This window comes from Flavobacterium nitratireducens (genome assembly GCF_029625335.1).
In the GTDB taxonomy this organism is placed as follows: domain Bacteria; phylum Bacteroidota; class Bacteroidia; order Flavobacteriales; family Flavobacteriaceae; genus Flavobacterium; species Flavobacterium nitratireducens.
Window position 1 is genome coordinate 694,896 of record NZ_CP121111.1, and the last position, 19,319, is coordinate 714,214.

The 19,319-nt window shown below is 32.6% G+C and carries 11 protein-coding genes and 1 pseudogene; 11 read left to right on the plus strand and 1 reads right to left on the minus strand.

What is annotated here, in order from left to right:
- Window positions 1–39: 39 nt before the first annotated feature.
- The 3 genes from P5P90_RS03250 to P5P90_RS03260 are packed head-to-tail and all read left to right on the plus strand — an operon-like array spanning window position 40 to window position 3,931.
- Window positions 40–954 (plus strand): FecR family protein, encoded by a 915-nt coding sequence (locus tag P5P90_RS03250; protein ID WP_278035786.1) that lies wholly within the window; start codon window positions 40–42, stop codon window positions 952–954.
- Complete coding sequence (locus tag P5P90_RS03255) at window positions 941–3,472, plus strand: TonB-dependent receptor (RefSeq protein ID WP_278035787.1); 2,532 nt, start codon at window positions 941–943, stop codon at window positions 3,470–3,472. The genes P5P90_RS03250 and P5P90_RS03255 overlap by 14 nt, the downstream gene beginning before the upstream one ends.
- A 60-nt stretch (window positions 3,473–3,532) precedes the next feature.
- Complete coding sequence (locus P5P90_RS03260; RefSeq protein WP_278035788.1) at window positions 3,533–3,931, plus strand: DoxX family protein; 399 nt, start codon at window positions 3,533–3,535, stop codon at window positions 3,929–3,931.
- A 60-nt stretch (window positions 3,932–3,991) separates the two neighbouring features.
- Here P5P90_RS03260 and glmM read toward each other — a convergent pair whose 3' ends face one another.
- The gene (gene glmM, locus P5P90_RS03265) at window positions 3,992–5,386 is read right to left on the minus strand and encodes a phosphoglucosamine mutase (RefSeq protein ID WP_278035789.1); all 1,395 of its coding nucleotides are present in this window, start codon (window positions 5,384–5,386) and stop codon (window positions 3,992–3,994) included.
- A gap of 288 nt (window positions 5,387–5,674) precedes the next feature.
- Here glmM and P5P90_RS03270 point away from each other — a divergent pair, with 288 nt between their 5' ends.
- The 8 genes and pseudogenes from P5P90_RS03270 to P5P90_RS03305 all read left to right on the plus strand — a co-directional run bounded on the left by P5P90_RS03270 (window position 5,675) and on the right by P5P90_RS03305 (window position 19,287).
- Window positions 5,675–6,259, plus strand: a complete 585-nt coding sequence (locus P5P90_RS03270) for an acyl carrier protein phosphodiesterase (RefSeq protein WP_278035790.1) — start codon at window positions 5,675–5,677, stop codon at window positions 6,257–6,259.
- 1 nt (window position 6,260) lies between these two features.
- Entirely contained in the window at window positions 6,261–6,941 is a 681-nt protein-coding gene (locus P5P90_RS03275) for a DNA alkylation repair protein (protein ID WP_278035791.1), read from the plus strand.
- Between the two features lie 33 nt (window positions 6,942–6,974).
- Window positions 6,975–8,759: a chloride channel protein gene (locus P5P90_RS03280; protein ID WP_278035792.1), complete on the plus strand. Its 1,785-nt coding sequence runs from the start codon at window positions 6,975–6,977 to the stop codon at window positions 8,757–8,759.
- Window positions 8,760–8,869: 110 nt separating this feature from the next.
- Entirely contained in the window at window positions 8,870–9,823 is a 954-nt protein-coding gene (locus tag P5P90_RS03285) for a Fic family protein (protein ID WP_278035793.1), read from the plus strand.
- Window positions 9,824–9,952: 129 nt separating this feature from the next.
- Window positions 9,953–12,790 carry an excinuclease ABC subunit UvrA gene (gene uvrA / locus P5P90_RS03290; protein WP_278035794.1) on the plus strand — a complete coding sequence of 946 codons (2,838 nt, stop codon included), beginning with the start codon at window positions 9,953–9,955 and terminating at the stop codon, window positions 12,788–12,790.
- A gap of 249 nt (window positions 12,791–13,039) precedes the next feature.
- Complete coding sequence (locus tag P5P90_RS03295) at window positions 13,040–13,768, plus strand: LOG family protein (RefSeq protein ID WP_278035795.1); 729 nt, start codon at window positions 13,040–13,042, stop codon at window positions 13,766–13,768.
- A 55-nt stretch (window positions 13,769–13,823) separates the two neighbouring features.
- Window positions 13,824–16,694: a gluzincin family metallopeptidase gene (locus P5P90_RS03300; protein ID WP_278035796.1), complete on the plus strand. Its 2,871-nt coding sequence runs from the start codon at window positions 13,824–13,826 to the stop codon at window positions 16,692–16,694.
- A 185-nt stretch (window positions 16,695–16,879) separates the two neighbouring features.
- A pseudogene (locus tag P5P90_RS03305) lies at window positions 16,880–19,287 on the plus strand (alpha-ketoacid dehydrogenase subunit alpha/beta).
- Window positions 19,288–19,319: the final 32 nt, after the last annotated feature.

Sequence of the window (19,319 nt, forward strand, 5' to 3'; positions counted from 1 at the left end):
AAATACCTTTGAGTTGTCTTAACCCTATAGCGAGAACAAATGAAAAAGGAAAAAGAAATATTAAAATGGCTCGATGGCGAACTTTCAAGTAAAGAAATCGCAGATTTAAAACAATCTGAAGATTTTAATACGATTGAGAAAATTGCGTATTATGCTTCACACATCGATGCGCCAAAAGTAAATGCAGAAGAAGCTTTGGCTGCATTTAAAAACAGAAACCTAACTAAAAAGAAAACTAAAGTACGTCCATTGTATTTTAGTACTGTTTTTAAAATTGCGGCAGTATTTCTGGTATTATTAACATCTGCCTATTTTCTGTTTTTGAATAGCAACCAATCATTTGAAACGGGAATTGCTCAAACCAAATCATTTAAATTACCTGATAATTCAGATGTATTGCTAAATGCATCCTCCAAAATTACTTTCAACGAGAACAATTGGGACAAACAAAGAAGTTTAACTCTAGAAGGTGAAGCCTATTTTGAAGTTCAAAAAGGAAAAACCTTTAGTGTTCAATCTGCTGATGGAGTGGTTAAAGTATTAGGAACCCATTTTGATGTAAAACAACGTAATAATTACTACGAAGTAAGCTGTTTTGAAGGTTTGGTAAGTGTCACCTACAATAATACCACAGTAAAATTACCTCCTGGTAAAAGTTTTAGAGTAATTAATAATCGTATTGAAAAAACAGATGATTTTGATGCTCAAAAACCATCTTGGTTACTAAAAGAATCTAGTTTTACCCGTATCCCTTTGAATTTAGTAATTGCCGAATTAGAACGCCAGTATGATATCAAAATAGAAACTGAGAATATAGATACAACCAAATTATTTACAGGAAGTTTTACGCATAGCAATCAAAAAGTTGCACTAGAATCCATAACAATTCCGTTACAACTTAGTTATAAAGTACAAGGTAAAACGATTATATTATACCAATATGAGGTTCAATAAATGGATTTTTTACGTATTATTAATAGGTACCAAGAGTATTTGTTCGGCACAAACTAACAGTAACAAAACACCTCTAACAATTGTTATCAAAACTATTGAACAACAGTTTGATGTGAAATTTTCTTATGCCGTAGAAGATATTGCAACCATTTCTATAGAAAAACCCCATCCAACACTAAATCTTCAACAAACAATTGATGATTTGAATGCGAAAGTTCCGCTTCAGTTCAAGGCATTAGACAACCGATATATTACCATTTCTAAATTGAATAAAAACATCCGTGCCTGTGGAGTTGTTCTTGCTGCAGATAGTAAAACAATACTTCCGGGAGCATCTATTAGAACTACTAATTCTAACTGGACTGTTGCTGCTAAAAATGGAAATTTCAATTTAGAAAATGTGCCCATTGATGCCATTATTACGATTTCATACATTGGTTATGAAACTAAAGAGTTAAAAGCAAAAGATTTTTTTGCTGCTGCAAAAGAAGGTTTAACCATTTTATTAAAACCTTCTAAAGAAGAACTTAATCCTGTTTTAATACCTGTTTTTCTAACCTCGGGATTACAAAAAACCACCGATGGAAGTACCATTTTATACACTAAGAAATTTGGAATCTTGCCGGGTTTAACCGAACCAGATGTTTTACAATCCATACAGACCCTACCCGGAATTGAAAGCACTAATGAAAGCGTAGCAAATATCAATGTTCGAGGCGGTACGAACGATCAAAACTTTATGCTTTGGGATAATATTAAAATGTATCATTCTGGACATTTTTTTGGTTTAATTTCTGCTTATAATCCTAATTTGACTAACAAAATTGTGGTCACAAAAAATGGAACCAGCGCCGAATTTAGTGATGGGGTTTCTAGTATGATTAATATGAGTACTAATAATGAAATCAAAAAATCAATTTCAGGTGGCGCTGGAATAAACCTAATAAGTGGTGATTTTTTTGTACAAATTCCATTGGCAACAAACCTAGAAATTGACCTTTCTGCTCGCCATTCTATAACTGATTTTGTAAACACTCCTACATATTCTAAATATTACAAAAAGAGTTTTCAGGATAGCGAAATTAATGCTGATAATACTGATAGAAACACCAATTCAGACTTTAACTTCTACGATTATACTGCTAAAATTCTTTATGACTTAAATGAAAAGCATCAACTTAGAGCTAATCTAATTGGTATCACCAACGAACTCAACTATTCTGAAAAAAATAATGCAAACGAAAGTTTATCCAAATCCAGTGGGCTTTCGCAAAAAAATATTGGTTTTGGTGGAAGTTGGAATGCAAAGTGGAGTCCCAAAATCAGCACCGAATTCAACAGCTATTATTCCAGATACAATATCGATTCGCGTGATTACCGAATTGCTACAGAACAGCTTTTAACAGAAGCGAATGAAGTAATTGAAACAGGAGCCAAATTCAATTTACATTATTTATTAAATGAAAATTTTAAGCTCTTAACAGGCTATCAAATGAATGAAACAGGGATGCTCAATCAAACACGAGTGAATAATCCGTTGTATTCAAGTACCAAAAAAACCGTTTTGCTTAATCATGCAACTTACGCTGAAACCACATATCAAAAAAACAATACTTTCTTACGGATGGGACTTCGTTTGAATTATTTCCAAAAATTTCAAAAATTCCTAATAGAACCTCGTATCAATGTAAGACAAAGTATCGCAAAAGGACTAGCACTAAAAGTTGAAGGAGAGTTTAAAAATCAAAGTTCAACTCAAATTATCGATTTTGAAGATGATTTTTTAGGTGTAGAAAAAAGACGTTGGCAATTAGTTGACAATAATACCATTCCAATTGCTCAAAGTAAACAAGTCTCATTTGGTATCGATTATAGCCAAAACAATTGGAATATCGACCTAACTTCTTTCTGTAAAATAGTAGATGGAATTACAGCTTCCAACCAAGGTTTTTATAATAATTTTCAATATCAAAATGCTCATGGAAGTTATACTAATAAAGGAATTGAATTTCTAATTAATAAAACCACTCAAGATCTTAGTACTTGGATAAGCTATACTTATAGCCAAAACAACTATCATTTTGACAGTTTCATTCCGTCTACCTTTCCTAATAATGTTGATATAAGACATTCGGTAACATTAGGATTCAATTATACTGTTTTTGACAATTTAAAAATAGCTATTGGTGGAACTTGGCGTAACGGAGTACCTTATACCAAACCTGTAGAAGGGAACGAAACCGTACAAAATGGAAACCGTTACTTTGTTAATTATGACGCGCCAAACAGCTTAAAATTAGATAATTTTCTGCGACTAGATACTTCTTTAAGTTATAATTTCAATTTTACTTCTAGTATAAAAGGAGCACTTAGAGCTGGTGTTATTAATGCTACAAATCATGAAAACACAATTAATCGCTACTATAAAGTGGATCCAAATGATAATTCCAAAGCCATACAAGTAAACAATAAATCGTTAGGTATGACTCCCAATATTAGCTTTAGAATGAATTTTTAATATATTCGATTCTGTAATTATTTGTTTACTTTTAAAAAAACTATTTTAATTATAAAAGTTATGAAGAAAAACATTGATTTAGGACTACTTATCATTCGTGTTGCTGTAGGAGGATTAATGCTACTACATGGAATAGCAAAAATTGGAAAAACCTCTTTTATTGCTGGACTACTATCCGAAAAAGGATTACCTGGATTTTTATCTTATGGAGTTTATCTAACAGAGATAATTGCACCTATACTAATTCTTATTGGTTGTAGAACTAGACTTTCATCAATTGCCTATGTTTTTGGGGCATTGTTTGCTTTGTTCTTAGTTCACACTAACGAGATTTTACAACTAAATGAAAATGGGGGCTGGCAACTAGAGTTATTAGGATTGTATATTTCTGGCGGTATTGCTTTAGTATTTACTGGTGGTGGAAAAATAGCTCTTTCGCATTCTAATGAATGGGATTAACAAAACAAAAACCCTTTCAAAATCAAATTTGAAAGGGTTTTATTTTTTTATAAACAATAATTAAATTCCAGCAATCGCTTTGATTTCTTCAATGATTCGCAATGCTAAAGCATCCGCTTGTGATTGTGATGGAGCTTCAGTATAAATACGAATAATTGGTTCTGTATTTGATTTTCTTAAATGAACCCATTCGTTAGCAAAATCAATTTTAACTCCGTCAATAGTAGAAATATCTTCGTTTTTGTATTTCTCTGTCATAGCCACTAAAATCGCATCTACATCAATTTGAGGTGTCAATTCGATTTTATTTTTACTCATATAATACTCTGGATACGAAGCGCGTAAAGCAGAAACACTACAATTTTTATTTGCTAAATGCGTTAAAAACAACGCCACTCCTACCAAACTATCTCTTCCATAATGAGACTCAGGATAAATAATACCTCCATTACCTTCTCCTCCAATAACAGCCTTGTTTTTCTTCATTAATTCAACCACATTCACCTCACCTACTGCACTAGCTTCATAACTTCCACCATGCATTATTGTTACATCACGTAATGCACGTGACGAAGACATATTAGAAACAGTATTTCCTGGTGTCTTACTCAAAACATAATCAGCTACTGCTACTAAAGTATATTCTTCACCAAACATTTCCCCATCTTCACTAATGAAAGCCAAACGATCCACATCTGGATCAACTACAATACCAAAATCCGCTTTTTCTTCCACCACTAATTCGCATATATCCGTTAAATGCTCTTTTAGTGGTTCTGGGTTATGAGGAAAATGTCCATTAGGTTCACAGTATAATTTTACTACTTCTACCCCCATTAATTCCAGTAATTTTGGAATAATAACCCCTCCTGACGAATTCACGCCATCAACAACTACTTTAAATTTAGCTGCTTTTACTGCATCAACATCTACTAAAGACAAATTCAAAACTTCATCGATATGAATATCCATGTAAGCATCGTTTTCAATTACCTCTCCTAAACTATCCACATCAGCAAATTCAAAAGCTTCTGCCTCAGCAATAGCTAGAATTTTTTCACCTTCAACTCCATTTAAAAACTCTCCCTTTTCATTTAATAATTTTAAGGCATTCCACTGTTTTGGATTATGAGATGCGGTTAAAATAATTCCACCATCGGCACTTTCTAAAGGAACAGCCACTTCAACAGTAGGCGTTGTAGACAATCCTAAATCAATAACATCAATTCCTAAACCTACTAAGGTATTAACTACCAAATTATGAATCATAGGTCCTGAAATACGAGCATCACGACCTACAACAACTTTTAAATTTTTATTGGTATCTCCATTAGCGTTTTTTAACCAAGTTCCATATGCCGATGCAAATTTTACAGCATCTACCGGAGTAAGATTGTCTCCTACCTTACCTCCTATTGTTCCTCGAATTCCTGATATTGATTTAATTAATGTCATTCTGTATGTTTTAAAATTTAAATAATTTAATGTAAATAGAACTCATTATATGAAATTAGTTTTTGATGATAATTTTTCGTCAGTTCGAGTGATTTCCGACAGAAAATCGTATCGAGAACAAGGAAAATTTCATCAAAAACGGTTCTCGATACATTTTTTTGTTCCATTTCACTACACAAAAAAACACTCGAACTGACGTTTTAATAATTTCACCCAACAAGTTAAATAGGGAACAAATATAACAATTGACACCTTATAAAAGTCATTTAGATTTTATATTTTAGGCAAATGAATTTCTTAGCACATATCTATCTTTCTGGCGACGACGAACTTGTAAAAATTGGCAATTTTATGGCTGATGGTATTCGAGGGAAACAATTTGAAAAATATCCAGAAACAATTCAAAAAGGAATTCTGTTACACCGTGCAATCGATACTTATACTGACGCGCACCCTTTTTTCAGGAAAAGTACCAAACGTTTACACGAGCGCTACCATCATTATGCGGGCGTAATTGTTGATATTTATTATGATCATTTTTTAGCCAAAAACTGGAACAATTATTCGGATGAAGACTTAGAAGTATATATCAGTCGTTTTTACCAATCCATGCATACACATTATGATTTACTTAGCGAAAAAGCGCAAAATATTTTACCTTATATGGAAAAACAAAATTGGCTTTTAAATTACCAATTCATCGAGGGTATTCAGCAAATATTAACACAAATGGATCGCCGTACAAACAATAAATCAAATATGCGTTTTGCCACTGAAGAACTTACAAGCTATTATACCGACTTTGAAAATGAATTCACCATTTTCTTTAAAGAAATCAAAAACTATAGTTCTCAACAATTAAATAGTCTATAAAATGTCGTTTATTCTTGAACTTGAAAATCAATTTAAAGAAAAAGCAAATAGTCTTGAAGCCAAGAAGATGGCTAAATACATGAAAAATCATTTTGGTTTTTACGGCATTAAAACCACCGAAAGACGATTAATTTTTAAAAATATCTGGAAAAAACATCAGGAAGAAATTAATACCAATTTCCAAAGCATTGTTTGGGAACTTTTCAATAAAGAACAAAGAGAACTTCAGTATTGCGCCATTGAAATTGCAATGAAAGAATTCAAAGGTAAATACAAGAAAGAGGCTATTCTATTCATCGAAAAATTAATTATAACCAACTCTTGGTGGGACAGTGTAGATACCATTTCAAAATACATTTTAGGACAATATCTTATAGAATTTCCAGAAATGATTCCAGAAATTGTTGCAAAATTTTCCAATTCCAATAATATGTGGCTAAATCGAAGTGCTATTTTATTTCAATTAGGCTATAAAGAAAAAACCGATTTTGAATTATTAAAATCTATTTGTATTCAACATCAAAATTCAAGAGAATTTTTTATTCAAAAAGCAATTGGTTGGTCTTTACGAGAGTACGCTAAAACAAATCCAAAGGCCATAATTGAATTTGTCACTAAAAGCAATTTAAAACCTTTTAGCAGAAAAGAAGCTACAAAAAACCTTAATCTTGCCCAGAAATAATAGTAAATTTGTACGACTAAAAAACAATCATACATGTTCAAAAAATATTTTTCTAAACTAGAAATTATCATTGATTGGGCACAATCTATCTTAACCCCAAAGCAATTTATTTTTCTGTCGAGTGTTTTAGTGGGAATTTCGGCGGCATTTGCTGTAATTGCATTAAAAACTTTTGCGCACTGGGTTTATTTATTTGCTACCTATGTCAACAGTATTCTAAAGTTAAGTTTCATCAATAGTATTTTACCTATTGCTGGACTCTTGCTTACTATTTTAGTTGTCAAACGTCTTTTAGGAGGAACAATAGAAAAAGGAACACCACAAATTTTATATGCAGTAGCTAAAAAAGCCAGTATAATTCCAAGAAAACAGATGTATGCTCAAATCATGACTTCTTCTTTAACTGTTGGTCTGGGAGGATCCGCAGGTTTAGAAAGCCCTATCGTTGTAACAGGAGCGGCATTTGGATCTAATTTTGCACAAAATTACAAGTTGAGTTATAAAGACAGAACACTACTCATTGGTTGTGGTGTAGCTGCTGGAATTGCTGCGGCCTTCAACGCACCTATCGCAGGAGTTTTATTTGCTATCGAATTTTTGTTAGTCGATGTTAGTATTTCGGCATTTACGCCTATCATGATTGCTGCTGCTGCCGGTGCATTGGTTTCTGAAATCATTTTAGATGAAACTGTTTTATTGAACTTTAGACAACAACAAGATTTTGACTATCACAAAATTCCTTTTTATGTTTTATTAGGTATACTTACGGGATTTTTCTCGGTCTATTATACTAGAAATTTTAGAAGAACAGAACATTTTTTCTCCCATTTAAGAATGAATCCTTACAAAAAGGGACTTTTAGGGGCATCTATTTTAGCGGTTCTCATTTTTGTTTTTCCAACTTTATTTGGAGAAGGTTATGAAAGTATCAAAATCCTTGCCGATAACAATGCAGGTGAATTATTAGAAAACACCTTATTTAGTTCGTACCAAAACAACCGATGGATTATCCTTCTATTTGTTGGAGCTACGATGATGATGAAAGTTTTTGCAACTTCAATTACCCTAGGGTCAGGAGGTAATGGAGGAAACTTTGCTCCATCCCTTTTTGTAGGTTCGTACATAGGATATGTATTTTCAAAAGCAATAAACCTAACAGGAATTGCTCATTTGCCCATAAGCAATTTTACAATGGTAGGAATGGCTGGAATTTTGAGCGGATTATTTCATGCACCACTTACCGCCATCTTCTTAATTGCAGAAATTACAGGTGGTTACAGTTTATTATTACCACTTATGATTGTTGCTTCAATCAGTTTTGCCATTTCAAAACGATTTGAAAAACACTCAATGGATGTAAAAGATTTGGTTAAAAAGGGACATGCTTTTACCAGTAATAAAGACCACAACGTGCTGTCAACATTAAACACCAATTCTATTATTCAAACTGATTTTTTAACCGTTTCACCTAACGATAACCTCGAAAAATTAGTAGATTTAATTTCACATTCTAACCAAACTTATTTTGCAGTAGTTGATCAAGAAAATCACCTATTAGGAATTGTTAATTTCAACAATATCCGTGAAATTATTTTTAATAAATACCGAGTAAAATATACACTCATCAAAGAAATTATGATTGCTCCTCTTGATGTAGTATATCCATTTAACAGTATGGAAGTGGTGATGGATAAATTTGAAAAAACGAAAGCGACTTTCCTTCCCGTTGTGAAAGACGAAAAATACTTTGGTTTCATTTCTAAGGCAGCTGCACTAGAAGCCTATAGAAGTAAGTTAAGATCAATGACTATAGAATAAGCATTTTATGGAAATATAAATTAAAAAACATCCTTTGTGATGTTTTTTTTGGAGTAATTTTAATATCGGATAAGTATATTTTATAACTTTGCCGATATATATTTGTGATTATGTGGAATATAGACACGACATATAGAACTGAATTTCAGGAAATATTCGATAGATTGTATGAGAAAAAACAACTTTTACAATCTTCTCGACCATTACCCTCTATGGCATTAAATAAAATTCGGGAAAGTCTTTCTATAGAATGGACCTATAATTCAAACAGTATCGAAGGTAATACACTGAGCCTAAGAGAAACCCAAATGGTTTTACAGGAAGGAATTACTATAAAAGGTAAATCCTTACGGGAACACTTTGAAACACATAATCATGACAAAGCCATAGATTATTTATTTTCAATAATAAATGACACTTATAAATTAAGAAGTATCGATATCCTTTCAATTCATGGTTTAGTGTTACGTTCCATTGAAGATGATTTTGCAGGCAGATTACGCAATGGAGGGGTTCGAATTACTGGCGCAAATTTTATCCCTCCAAATGCTAATAAAGTACCTGATTTACTGGATGAATTAATTGAATTTATCAATAAAAATCCATTGCAATTAAATGATATTGAGCTTGCTACTATTTTTCATCATAAATTAGTATGGATTCATCCGTTTTTTGATGGCAATGGAAGAACAGTACGATTATCAATGAATTTAATTTTAATGCGTTGTGGTTTCCCTCCGGCCATTATACTTAAAAATGATCGTAAAAAATATTACGAAGCATTAAATCAGGCTAACAATGGCAATTATCAGAAACTAATGCTCCTGATGAGTCAGGCTCTTGAACGTACTTTAAATATATATCTGAATGCAATGCCTGATAACGGCAACGATTATCAAAAAATTTCAGACATAGTTAATGAGCCTAATGCTACATACGGACAAGAATATATTAGTTTACTAGCCAGAACAGGAAAGATAGATGCCTATAAAGAAGGTAGAAATTGGTACACAAGTAAAGAAGCTATAGATAATTACATAGCTACAAGAAAACGAAAACGCTAATCAAATTCAGCATTTTCGTTTTCCTTTTACTAGTTTTAAGTTTCAAAACTTCTTTTTTCTTCTGTGAAAGAACAAATCAAAATGGTAACTTTGCTGTCATTGCGATGAAAGAAGCAATAAGCCAAAATTATGTTAGACAAAGATAATACTATTGAAGTTTTAGGTGCTAGGGTTCACAACCTTAAAAATATAGATATTTCGATTCCTCGTGAAAAAATGGTGGTCATTACAGGACTTTCGGGCTCTGGAAAATCATCATTAGCTTTTGATACTATTTATGCCGAAGGGCAACGCCGCTATGTGGAAACTTTTTCGGCTTATGCTCGACAGTTTTTAGGCGGTTTAGAACGACCTGATGTGGATAAAATTGACGGATTATCGCCGGTCATAGCTATTGAACAAAAAACAACTAGTAAAAGTCCGCGTTCTACCGTAGGAACTATTACTGAAATTTATGATTTCCTTCGTTTACTTTATGCCCGAGGTGCCGATGCTTATAGCTACAATACGGGTGAAAAAATGGTTTCTTATTCGGATGAACAAATCAAAGAGTTAATTGTAAATGATTTTGCTAATAAGCGCATCAATATCTTAGCACCCGTAATTAGAGCGCGTAAAGGACATTATGGTGAATTATTCCAACAAATTGCCAAACAAGGTTTTTTAAAAGTCCGAGTTAACGGAGATACTCTAGATATTACTCCCGGAATGAAACTGGATAGATATAAAACCCACGATATTGAAATTGTGGTAGACAGATTGCTTATCGATAATAGCGAGGACAATCAAAAGCGTCTTTCCGAAAGTATTAATACAGCTATGCACCACGGCGAAAATGTATTGATGATATTAGACCAAGATAGTCAAGAAATACGTTATTTTAGTCGAAATTTAATGTGTCCTTCCACTGGAATTTCTTATCAAAATCCGGAACCTAATTTATTTTCTTTCAATTCTCCAAAAGGAGCTTGCGAACACTGTAATGGCTTAGGAACGGTAAACGAAATCAACGTTAAAAAGATTATTCCTAATCCTAAACTTTCCATAAAAGCAGGTGGTTTTGCACCTTTGGGCGAATATAAATCTTCCTGGATTTTTAAACAATTAGAAATCATTGGACAAAAATATAATTTCAAAATTACGGACCCAATTGAAAACATCCCTGATGAAGCGATGGAAATGATTTTGAATGGTGGAAAAGAAAAATTCACCATCAATTCTAAAGACTTAGGAGTTGCCCGTGATTACAAAATAGATTTTGAAGGAATAGCACACTTCATTAAAAGTCAACATGATGAAAGTGGCTCAACCACCATCAAACGTTGGGCAAAAGATTTCATGGACGAATTAGAATGTCCTGTTTGTGAAGGATCTCGTCTAAAAAAAGAAGCCTTGTTTTTCAAAATTGATGAAAAAAATATTGCTGAATTGTGCAATATGGATATTTCAGATTTAACCAAATGGTTCCATAATTTAAATTCTCATTTATCAGATAAACAACTTCTTATTGCTTCTGAAGTAATCAAAGAGATAAAGGATCGATTGGATTTTTTAATGAATGTTGGTCTGGATTATTTGGCTTTAAGCCGAAGTTCAAAATCACTCTCAGGAGGTGAAGCACAACGCATTCGATTAGCAACACAAATTGGTTCCCAGTTAGTAGGAGTTCTTTATATTTTAGACGAACCTAGTATCGGTTTACACCAAAGAGATAATGAAAAACTCATCCATTCATTAGAACAATTACGTGATATTGGAAACTCGGTCATTGTAGTAGAACACGACAAAGACATGATTGAACGTGCCGATTATGTAATTGATATTGGACCTAAAGCAGGAAAATTTGGTGGTGAAATTATAAGTATTGGAACTCCAAAAGAAACCCTCAAATCGAATACCATTACAGCACAGTATCTTAATGGGAAAATGAAATTTGAAATTCCTAAAAAACGTCGTGAAGGCAATGGAAAATTCTTAAAACTATCAGGTGCAACGGGAAACAATTTAAAAAATGTTTCTATCGAATTGCCTTTAGGTAAAATGATTTGTGTAACCGGAGTGTCAGGAAGTGGAAAATCTACTTTAATAAACGAAACACTCTACCCTATCTTAAATGCTCACTATTTTAATGGAGTTAAAAAACCACAACCCTACAAAAAAATAGAAGGTTTAGAACATATTGACAAAGTTATTGATATTGACCAAAGTCCAATTGGTAGAACGCCACGATCTAATCCAGCTACCTATACCGAAGTCTTTACCGAAATCAGAGCCTTATTTACAAAAACCCCAGAAAGTATGATTCGGGGTTACAAAGCGGGTCGTTTTAGTTTCAATGTAGCAGGTGGCCGCTGTGAAACTTGTCAAGGTTCAGGAGTGCGAACTATCGAAATGAACTTCTTACCCGATGTTTATGTAGAATGTGAAACTTGTCAAGGAAAACGCTTTAATAGAGAAACCTTAGAAATTCGCTATAAAGGAAAATCCATTTCGGATGTATTAAATATGACCGTAGATGAAGCAGTTCCTTTCTTTGAAAATATCCCTAAAATTCACCGAAAAATTAAAACCATTCAGGATGTTGGCTTAGGATATATTACTTTGGGACAACAAAGTACTACACTTTCTGGTGGAGAGGCGCAACGCATAAAATTGGCAGGAGAATTATCAAAAAAAGATACAGGAAATACTTTTTATATCTTGGACGAACCTACAACTGGTTTACATTTCGAAGACATTCGAGTGCTAATGGAAGTTATCCATAAATTAGTCGACAAAGGAAATACTATATTGATTATTGAACATAATCTGGATGTAATCAAACTAGCCGATTATATTATCGATATAGGGCCAGAAGGCGGGAAAGGCGGCGGAACAGTCGTTGCAAAAGGAACACCAGAAGAAGTAGCAGAGGTCAAAAAAAGCTATACCGCCAAATTCTTAAAAAAAGAACTCGAACAATCGTAATCACTATATCAAAAAGGAATTCGTTTAATATGAGTTCCTTTTTTGTTTACTAAAATAACACTAATCATTTACTTACCAACGAATTAATCAATTAATCATTTTTTTAGCTAAAATTTAAGAGATTACACTAAAGCATTTATGCAAAAAAAAGCCTAACTTGGTGTAAAAAACCAATTTTTAATTAACTTTTTCACCCTAAATTAACCATTAATACTTCATTTTGAAGTCATTAAACAAAAACTTAAAATTATGCTTTTAGAAGATTTTGAAAATGATGAAGAAAAAATCATCCAAGACCGATTAAAACAAAAAACATGGAATGAAATTCGTACCAATGATAGCTGGGCTATTTTCAAAATCATGTCGGAGTTTGTTAATGGTTTTGAAAACATGGGACGTATAGGTCCATGTGTTTCCATTTTTGGTTCTGCCCGAACAAAACCTGATAATAAATACTATCAATTAGCCGAAAAAATTGCTTTCAAAATTAGTAAAGCGGGTTATGGTGTAATAACGGGTGGTGGACCAGGAATTATGGAGGCTGGAAATAAAGGCGCTCATTTAGGTGGAGGGACTTCTGTAGGACTTAATATTGACCTCCCATTTGAACAACATTTCAACCCTTATATCGACCATGATAAAAACCTTAATTTTGACTATTTTTTTGTTAGAAAAGTAATGTTTGTCAAATATTCTCAAGGTTTTGTAGTAATGCCTGGTGGTTTTGGGACCTTAGACGAAATGTTTGAAGCGATAACACTAATACAAACCAAAAAAATTGCTCGTTTCCCAATTATTCTGGTAGGGAGTAGTTATTGGTCAGGTTTAATCGACTGGATAAAAAAAGTATTATTAGAACAAGAAAATGCCATAAGTCCAGAAGATTTGAATCTATTTAAAATTGTGGACAATGAAGACGAAGTTGTTACCGTTTTAGATAACTTTTATAAAAAATACACCTTGAAACCTAATTTTTAACCATCGTATAAGGAACTATTATTATTTACATTTCGTATATTATTAAAACTAAAAAATGTATATTGAAATAGTAATCAAACCCAAATTTACATTGAAAGCATTTTTCAAAATTTTAATGTCTATTATTGTGATTTTTGCTGGCCAAAAGAAAGTTTTGGCACAGCATAAAAATCAACTATTTGTAGATGTAGATACTGAAACTCATGTTTTACATGTGAATCAAAAGATTACCTATTTCAATACAACAAATGATACCATTTCAAGAATTATATTAAACGATTGGAATCATGCCTATTCTAATTTACAAACTCCTTTAGCATCAAGGTTTTCAGATGAATTTTATCGTGGTTTTCACCTTGCCAAAGAGGAAGAAAGAGGCAATACTTCAAAATTAAAAATTACTGGAGAGAAACAATCTTTATTATCTTGGGAACGAACAAAAGAAAATCCTGATTTAGTAATTATAAATCTGCCTCAAAAATTAGCTCCAAATCAAAAAACGGAACTCCAACTTACTTATGATGCCAAAATTCCAAGTAACAAGTTTACTAAATACGGATATGATGATTTTGGTAATATGAACTTAAAAAATTGGTTTTTAACCCCCGCTCGATATGAAAACCACGAATTTGTTAGATACAGCAATGAAAATTTAGATGATATTCCTAATGCGGTTACAGACTTTGAAGTTGAATTAAGAGTGAGCAAAGAATTTGAAATTAGTACCGATTTAGATGAAAATGAAGAAATTATAGCTAATGAAGACTATTCAATTCATAAATTAATTGGTAAAAACCGCATCGATTTTAGTTTACATATCGAACCAATAGCAAGTTTTACGAGTTTTAAGAACGATAATTTTGAAGTATTGACTAATTTAAATGGAGAAAAAATTACTCCTTATGCTCAAGCTCAAGCTATAGATTGTGTTGTTCGATTTGTAAAAAAACTAATTGGTGATTATCCTTTTAAAAAGATTATTATTTCACAAACTGACTATGAACGAAATCCTTTTTATGGCTTAAATCAGCTTCCTTCATTCATCAGACCTTTTTCAGACGAGTTTACCTATGAAATTAAGTTTTTAAAAACCTACATTAATGTTTTTCTAAACAATAGCCTTTACATCAATAATCGAAAAGACAGCTGGGTTCACAATGGAATTCAAATCTATATCATGATGAAATACATCGAGGAGAATTACCCAGGAACTAAAATGTTAGGTAGTGCTGCATCTTATAAATTACTCAAAAGTTATAACCTAACCAACCTAGATTTTAACGAGCAATACAGTTATTTTTATATGCTTATGGCTCGAAAAAATTTAGATCAGGCCTTGGGTGAACCTAAAAATAAATTAATTAAATTCAATGAGCAAATTGCAAGCAAATACAGAGCAGGACTTAGTTTACGATTCCTAAACAGCTATCTCGAAAATGATGCTGTGAGTAAAAGCATCAATAATTTCTACATTAAAAATAATAAACAACAAACAGACGCATTGGATTTTGAAAATGCTCTAAAAAATCAAACTACTAAAAATATTGATTGGTTCTTTAAAACGATTATCTACTCCAGAGATCTTATCGATTATAAATTTGACAAGGTTACTAAAACAACTGATAGCATCCAATTTTCACTAAAAAATAAAACAGGGATTAATGTTCCTATTCCGATTTATGGAACAAACAAAGGTGAAATTGTATTTAAGGAATGGATAGAACCAGGACCGAAATACAGTATTTATAGCCTAGCGCGAAATGGAGCGAACAAAATTATTTTAAATTATAAAAACGAAGTTCCTGAATACAATTTAAGAAACAACTGGAGATCACTAAAATCATTTTTTCCTAACAATAGACCCTTAAAATTTGTATTCGCAAAAGATTTAGAAGACCCTTACTATAACCAAATTATATACATGCCTTCTTTTGAATACAACCTCTATGATGGGCTAATTGCAGGAATGAGACTCCATAATAAGACGATACTTGAAAAACCTTTTACCTTTACTATTAACCCATCCTACTCCAGCAACTCGAATACTTTTTCAGGATCTGGAGGCTTTTCAATAAATAAAAACTACCGAGACAGCCGATTATTTAATGTGAAATATTCGCTTGCGGGTTCTTATTTTCATTATGCACCTGATGCTACTTATACTAAAATAAATCCTAGTATTTTATTACAAATCAGAGAAAACGATATTAGAGACAATAAAAAACAACTAATCTATTTTAGACACGTAATGGTTGATCGCCAAAAAAGTGAAATTGTAACCAATAACCCCACAAATAATTACTCCGTTTTTAATGCGAGGTATATCAATACGAAAACAGAAGTTACCGAACATTTTAGTTTTGTAAATGACGTCCAATTGGCTAGCAATTTTGGTAAACTTTCTGGAGAAATAGAGTACCGAAAACTTTTCGAGGACAATCATCGGTTTAATATTCGCCTCTATGCAGGTAGTTTTTTATATAACAAAATTAATAATGACTACTTTAGTTTTGGTATAGATAGACCTACCGATTATTTATTTGATTATGGTTTGTATGGTCGTTCGGAGAGTAGCGGATTTTTTAGTCAGCAATTTATTTTAGCCGAAGGAGGATTCAAATCTAAACTAAATACCGCCTTTGCTAATCAATGGATTAGCACCATTAATACTGGTTATAATATTTGGAATTGGATAGAAGTATACGGAGATGTAGGCTTAGTAAAAAACAAATACCAAAGTCCAAAATTCATTTTTGATAGTGGTATCCGACTTAATTTAGTTACAGATTACCTTGAGTTATACTTACCTGTATATTCTTCAAATGGATGGGAAATCACTCAAAACAGATACAATGAAAAAATACGTTTTATAATTACCTTTTCGCCAAAAGCACTTTTAAACCTTTTCAATCGAAAATGGTTCTAAACAAATTACTTAAAACATTACGTTGATAAAAAACCAAATATTTGAAAAAAAATTTACATTTCAATAAAAAACACCTGTTTTTATTAAACAAAAACATTAAAATATAGCTTGTTTTTATTTTGATTGATTATGATTATACCTACTTTTTAAGTAAATTTGCGCCAAAGAATTATAATCTTTCATTTATGATAAAAGAACAAACCAATACTACATTGACATTTGAAGATTTCAAGACTGAAGTATTGAATGATTATAAGATAGCTGTAACTAGTCGCGAATGTAGTCTTTTAGGACGTCGAGAGGTTTTGACTGGTAAAGCAAAATTTGGAATTTTTGGCGATGGAAAAGAAGTGCCTCAAATTGCAATGGCTAAATTCTTTAAGAAAGGAGATTTTCGTTCTGGTTATTATCGCGATCAAACTTTTATGATGGCCATAGGCGAATTAACCCCTTCTAACTTTTTTGCTGGATTATACGGAAACACCGATATTAAACAAGAACCAATGTCTGCGGGAAGACAAATGGGAGGCCATTTTGTTACTCATAGCTTAAATGAAGACGGAAGTTGGAAAAACTTAACCCAGCAATATAATTCTAGCTCCGATATTTCTCCTACAGCTGCTCAAATGCCTCGCCTTTTGGGTTTAGCACAAGCTTCAAAAGTATATCGAGCACTAGACAACATACCTAATAAAGAAAATTTTTCAATAGACGGTAATGAAGTAGCTTGGGGTACTATTGGTAATGCCAGTACTTCCGAAGGGGTATTTTTGAAACCATTAATGCAGCAGGAGTATTACAAGTACCAATGGTTATAAGTGTTTGGGATGATGAATACGGAATCTCTGTTCATGCTAAACACCAAACTACAAAAGAGAATATTTCTGAAATTTTATCTGGTTTTCAAAGAGATAAAAACAATAATGGAATTGAAATCATCACTGTAAAAGGCTGGGATTATTCTGATTTAATGACAGCATACGAAAGAGCATCTAAAATAGCTCGTGAACAACATGTTCCTGTTTTAGTACACGTTACAGAACTTACACAACCTCAAGGTCATTCAAGTTCAGGATCGCACGAAAGATACAAAAGCACCGAACGACTAAACTGGGAAAGAGAATTTGATTGCATCCGACAAATGCGTTTGTGGATGATCGCAATCAATATCGCTTCGGCAGAAGAATTAAACGAAATAGAGATTGCCATAAAAAAAGAAGTTTTAGAAACAAAAAAAGCTTGTTGGACTTCTTTTATTAACCCAATCATTAATGAAAAAAACGAACTAGTTAGTTTATTAGAAAAAATTGCTCCTGCAAGCAAAAACAAAGATCAAATTCTTAAACTATCCAATAATCTCAAAGCGATTAAAGATCCTCTAAAAAAGGAAATTTTAGCAACTGCTAGAAAATCATTACGCCTTGTGGTAAATGAAAACGTTCGCTCAGAATTAGCTACTTGGATTCAAAACTACTTTTCAAAAACACAACCTCTTTTTAGTAACAATTTATATTCTGAAACAAAAAACAATGTGTTTTCAGTTCATGAAGTATTGCCAACTTACGAGGAGAATGCCAGAAAAGATACCGATGGCAGAATGATCATCCGTGATAATTTTGATGCTTTATTTGCTAAATATCCGCAAGTTTTAATTTTTGGTGAAGACTCTGGAAACATTGGTGACGTAAATCAAGGCCTAGAGGGGATGCAAGAAAAATACGGCATTACCCGAGTTGCCGACGTAGGTATCAGAGAAGCAACCATCATAGGGCAAGGTATTGGACTGGCTTTAAGAGGATTAAGACCCATTGCTGAGATTCAATATTTAGACTATCTATTGTATGCTATACAAATTCTAAGCGATGACTTGGCTTCCTTGTTATATAGAACTGTAGGAAAACAAAACGCCCCCTTAATCATCCGAACTCGCGGACATCGACTAGAAGGAATTTGGCATTCTGGTTCTCCAATGGGAATGATTATAAATGCGTTAAGAGGAATTAATGTTTTAGTCCCTAGAGATATGACAAAAGCTGCCGGTTTTTACAATTCTCTTTTAGAATGTGATGAACCAGCTCTTGTAATCGAATGCTTAAATGGTTACCGATTAAAAGAAAAAGCACCAACAAATTTTGGTAAATTTAAAACGCCTATTGGAGTTGTTGAAACGATTAAAACAGGTACAGATATCACTTTAGTTTCCTACGGATCTACCCTACGATTAGTGGAACAAGCCGCAAAAGAATTAGAGGGAGTTGGTATCAATTGTGAGGTAATTGATATTCAATCCTTAATCCCTTTTGATAAAAATCACGATATTGCTAAGAGTGTACAAAAAACGAATCGTTTGCTTGTGATAGACGAAGATGTTCCTGGAGGAGCTTCTGCCTATATTTTACAAAAGATTATTGAAGAACAAGGTGCTTACCAATATTTGGACAGCCAACCTCAAACTTTAGCAGCTCAAGAACACAGACCAGCTTATGGAACAGATGGCGATTATTTTTCTAAGCCATCTATTGAAGATATTTTCGAAAAAGTATATTCCATACTATCCGAAAGCAATCCTACAAAATACCCTAAACTTTACTAAAAGAGAAAAAATACCAAAACAGAAATGTTTTT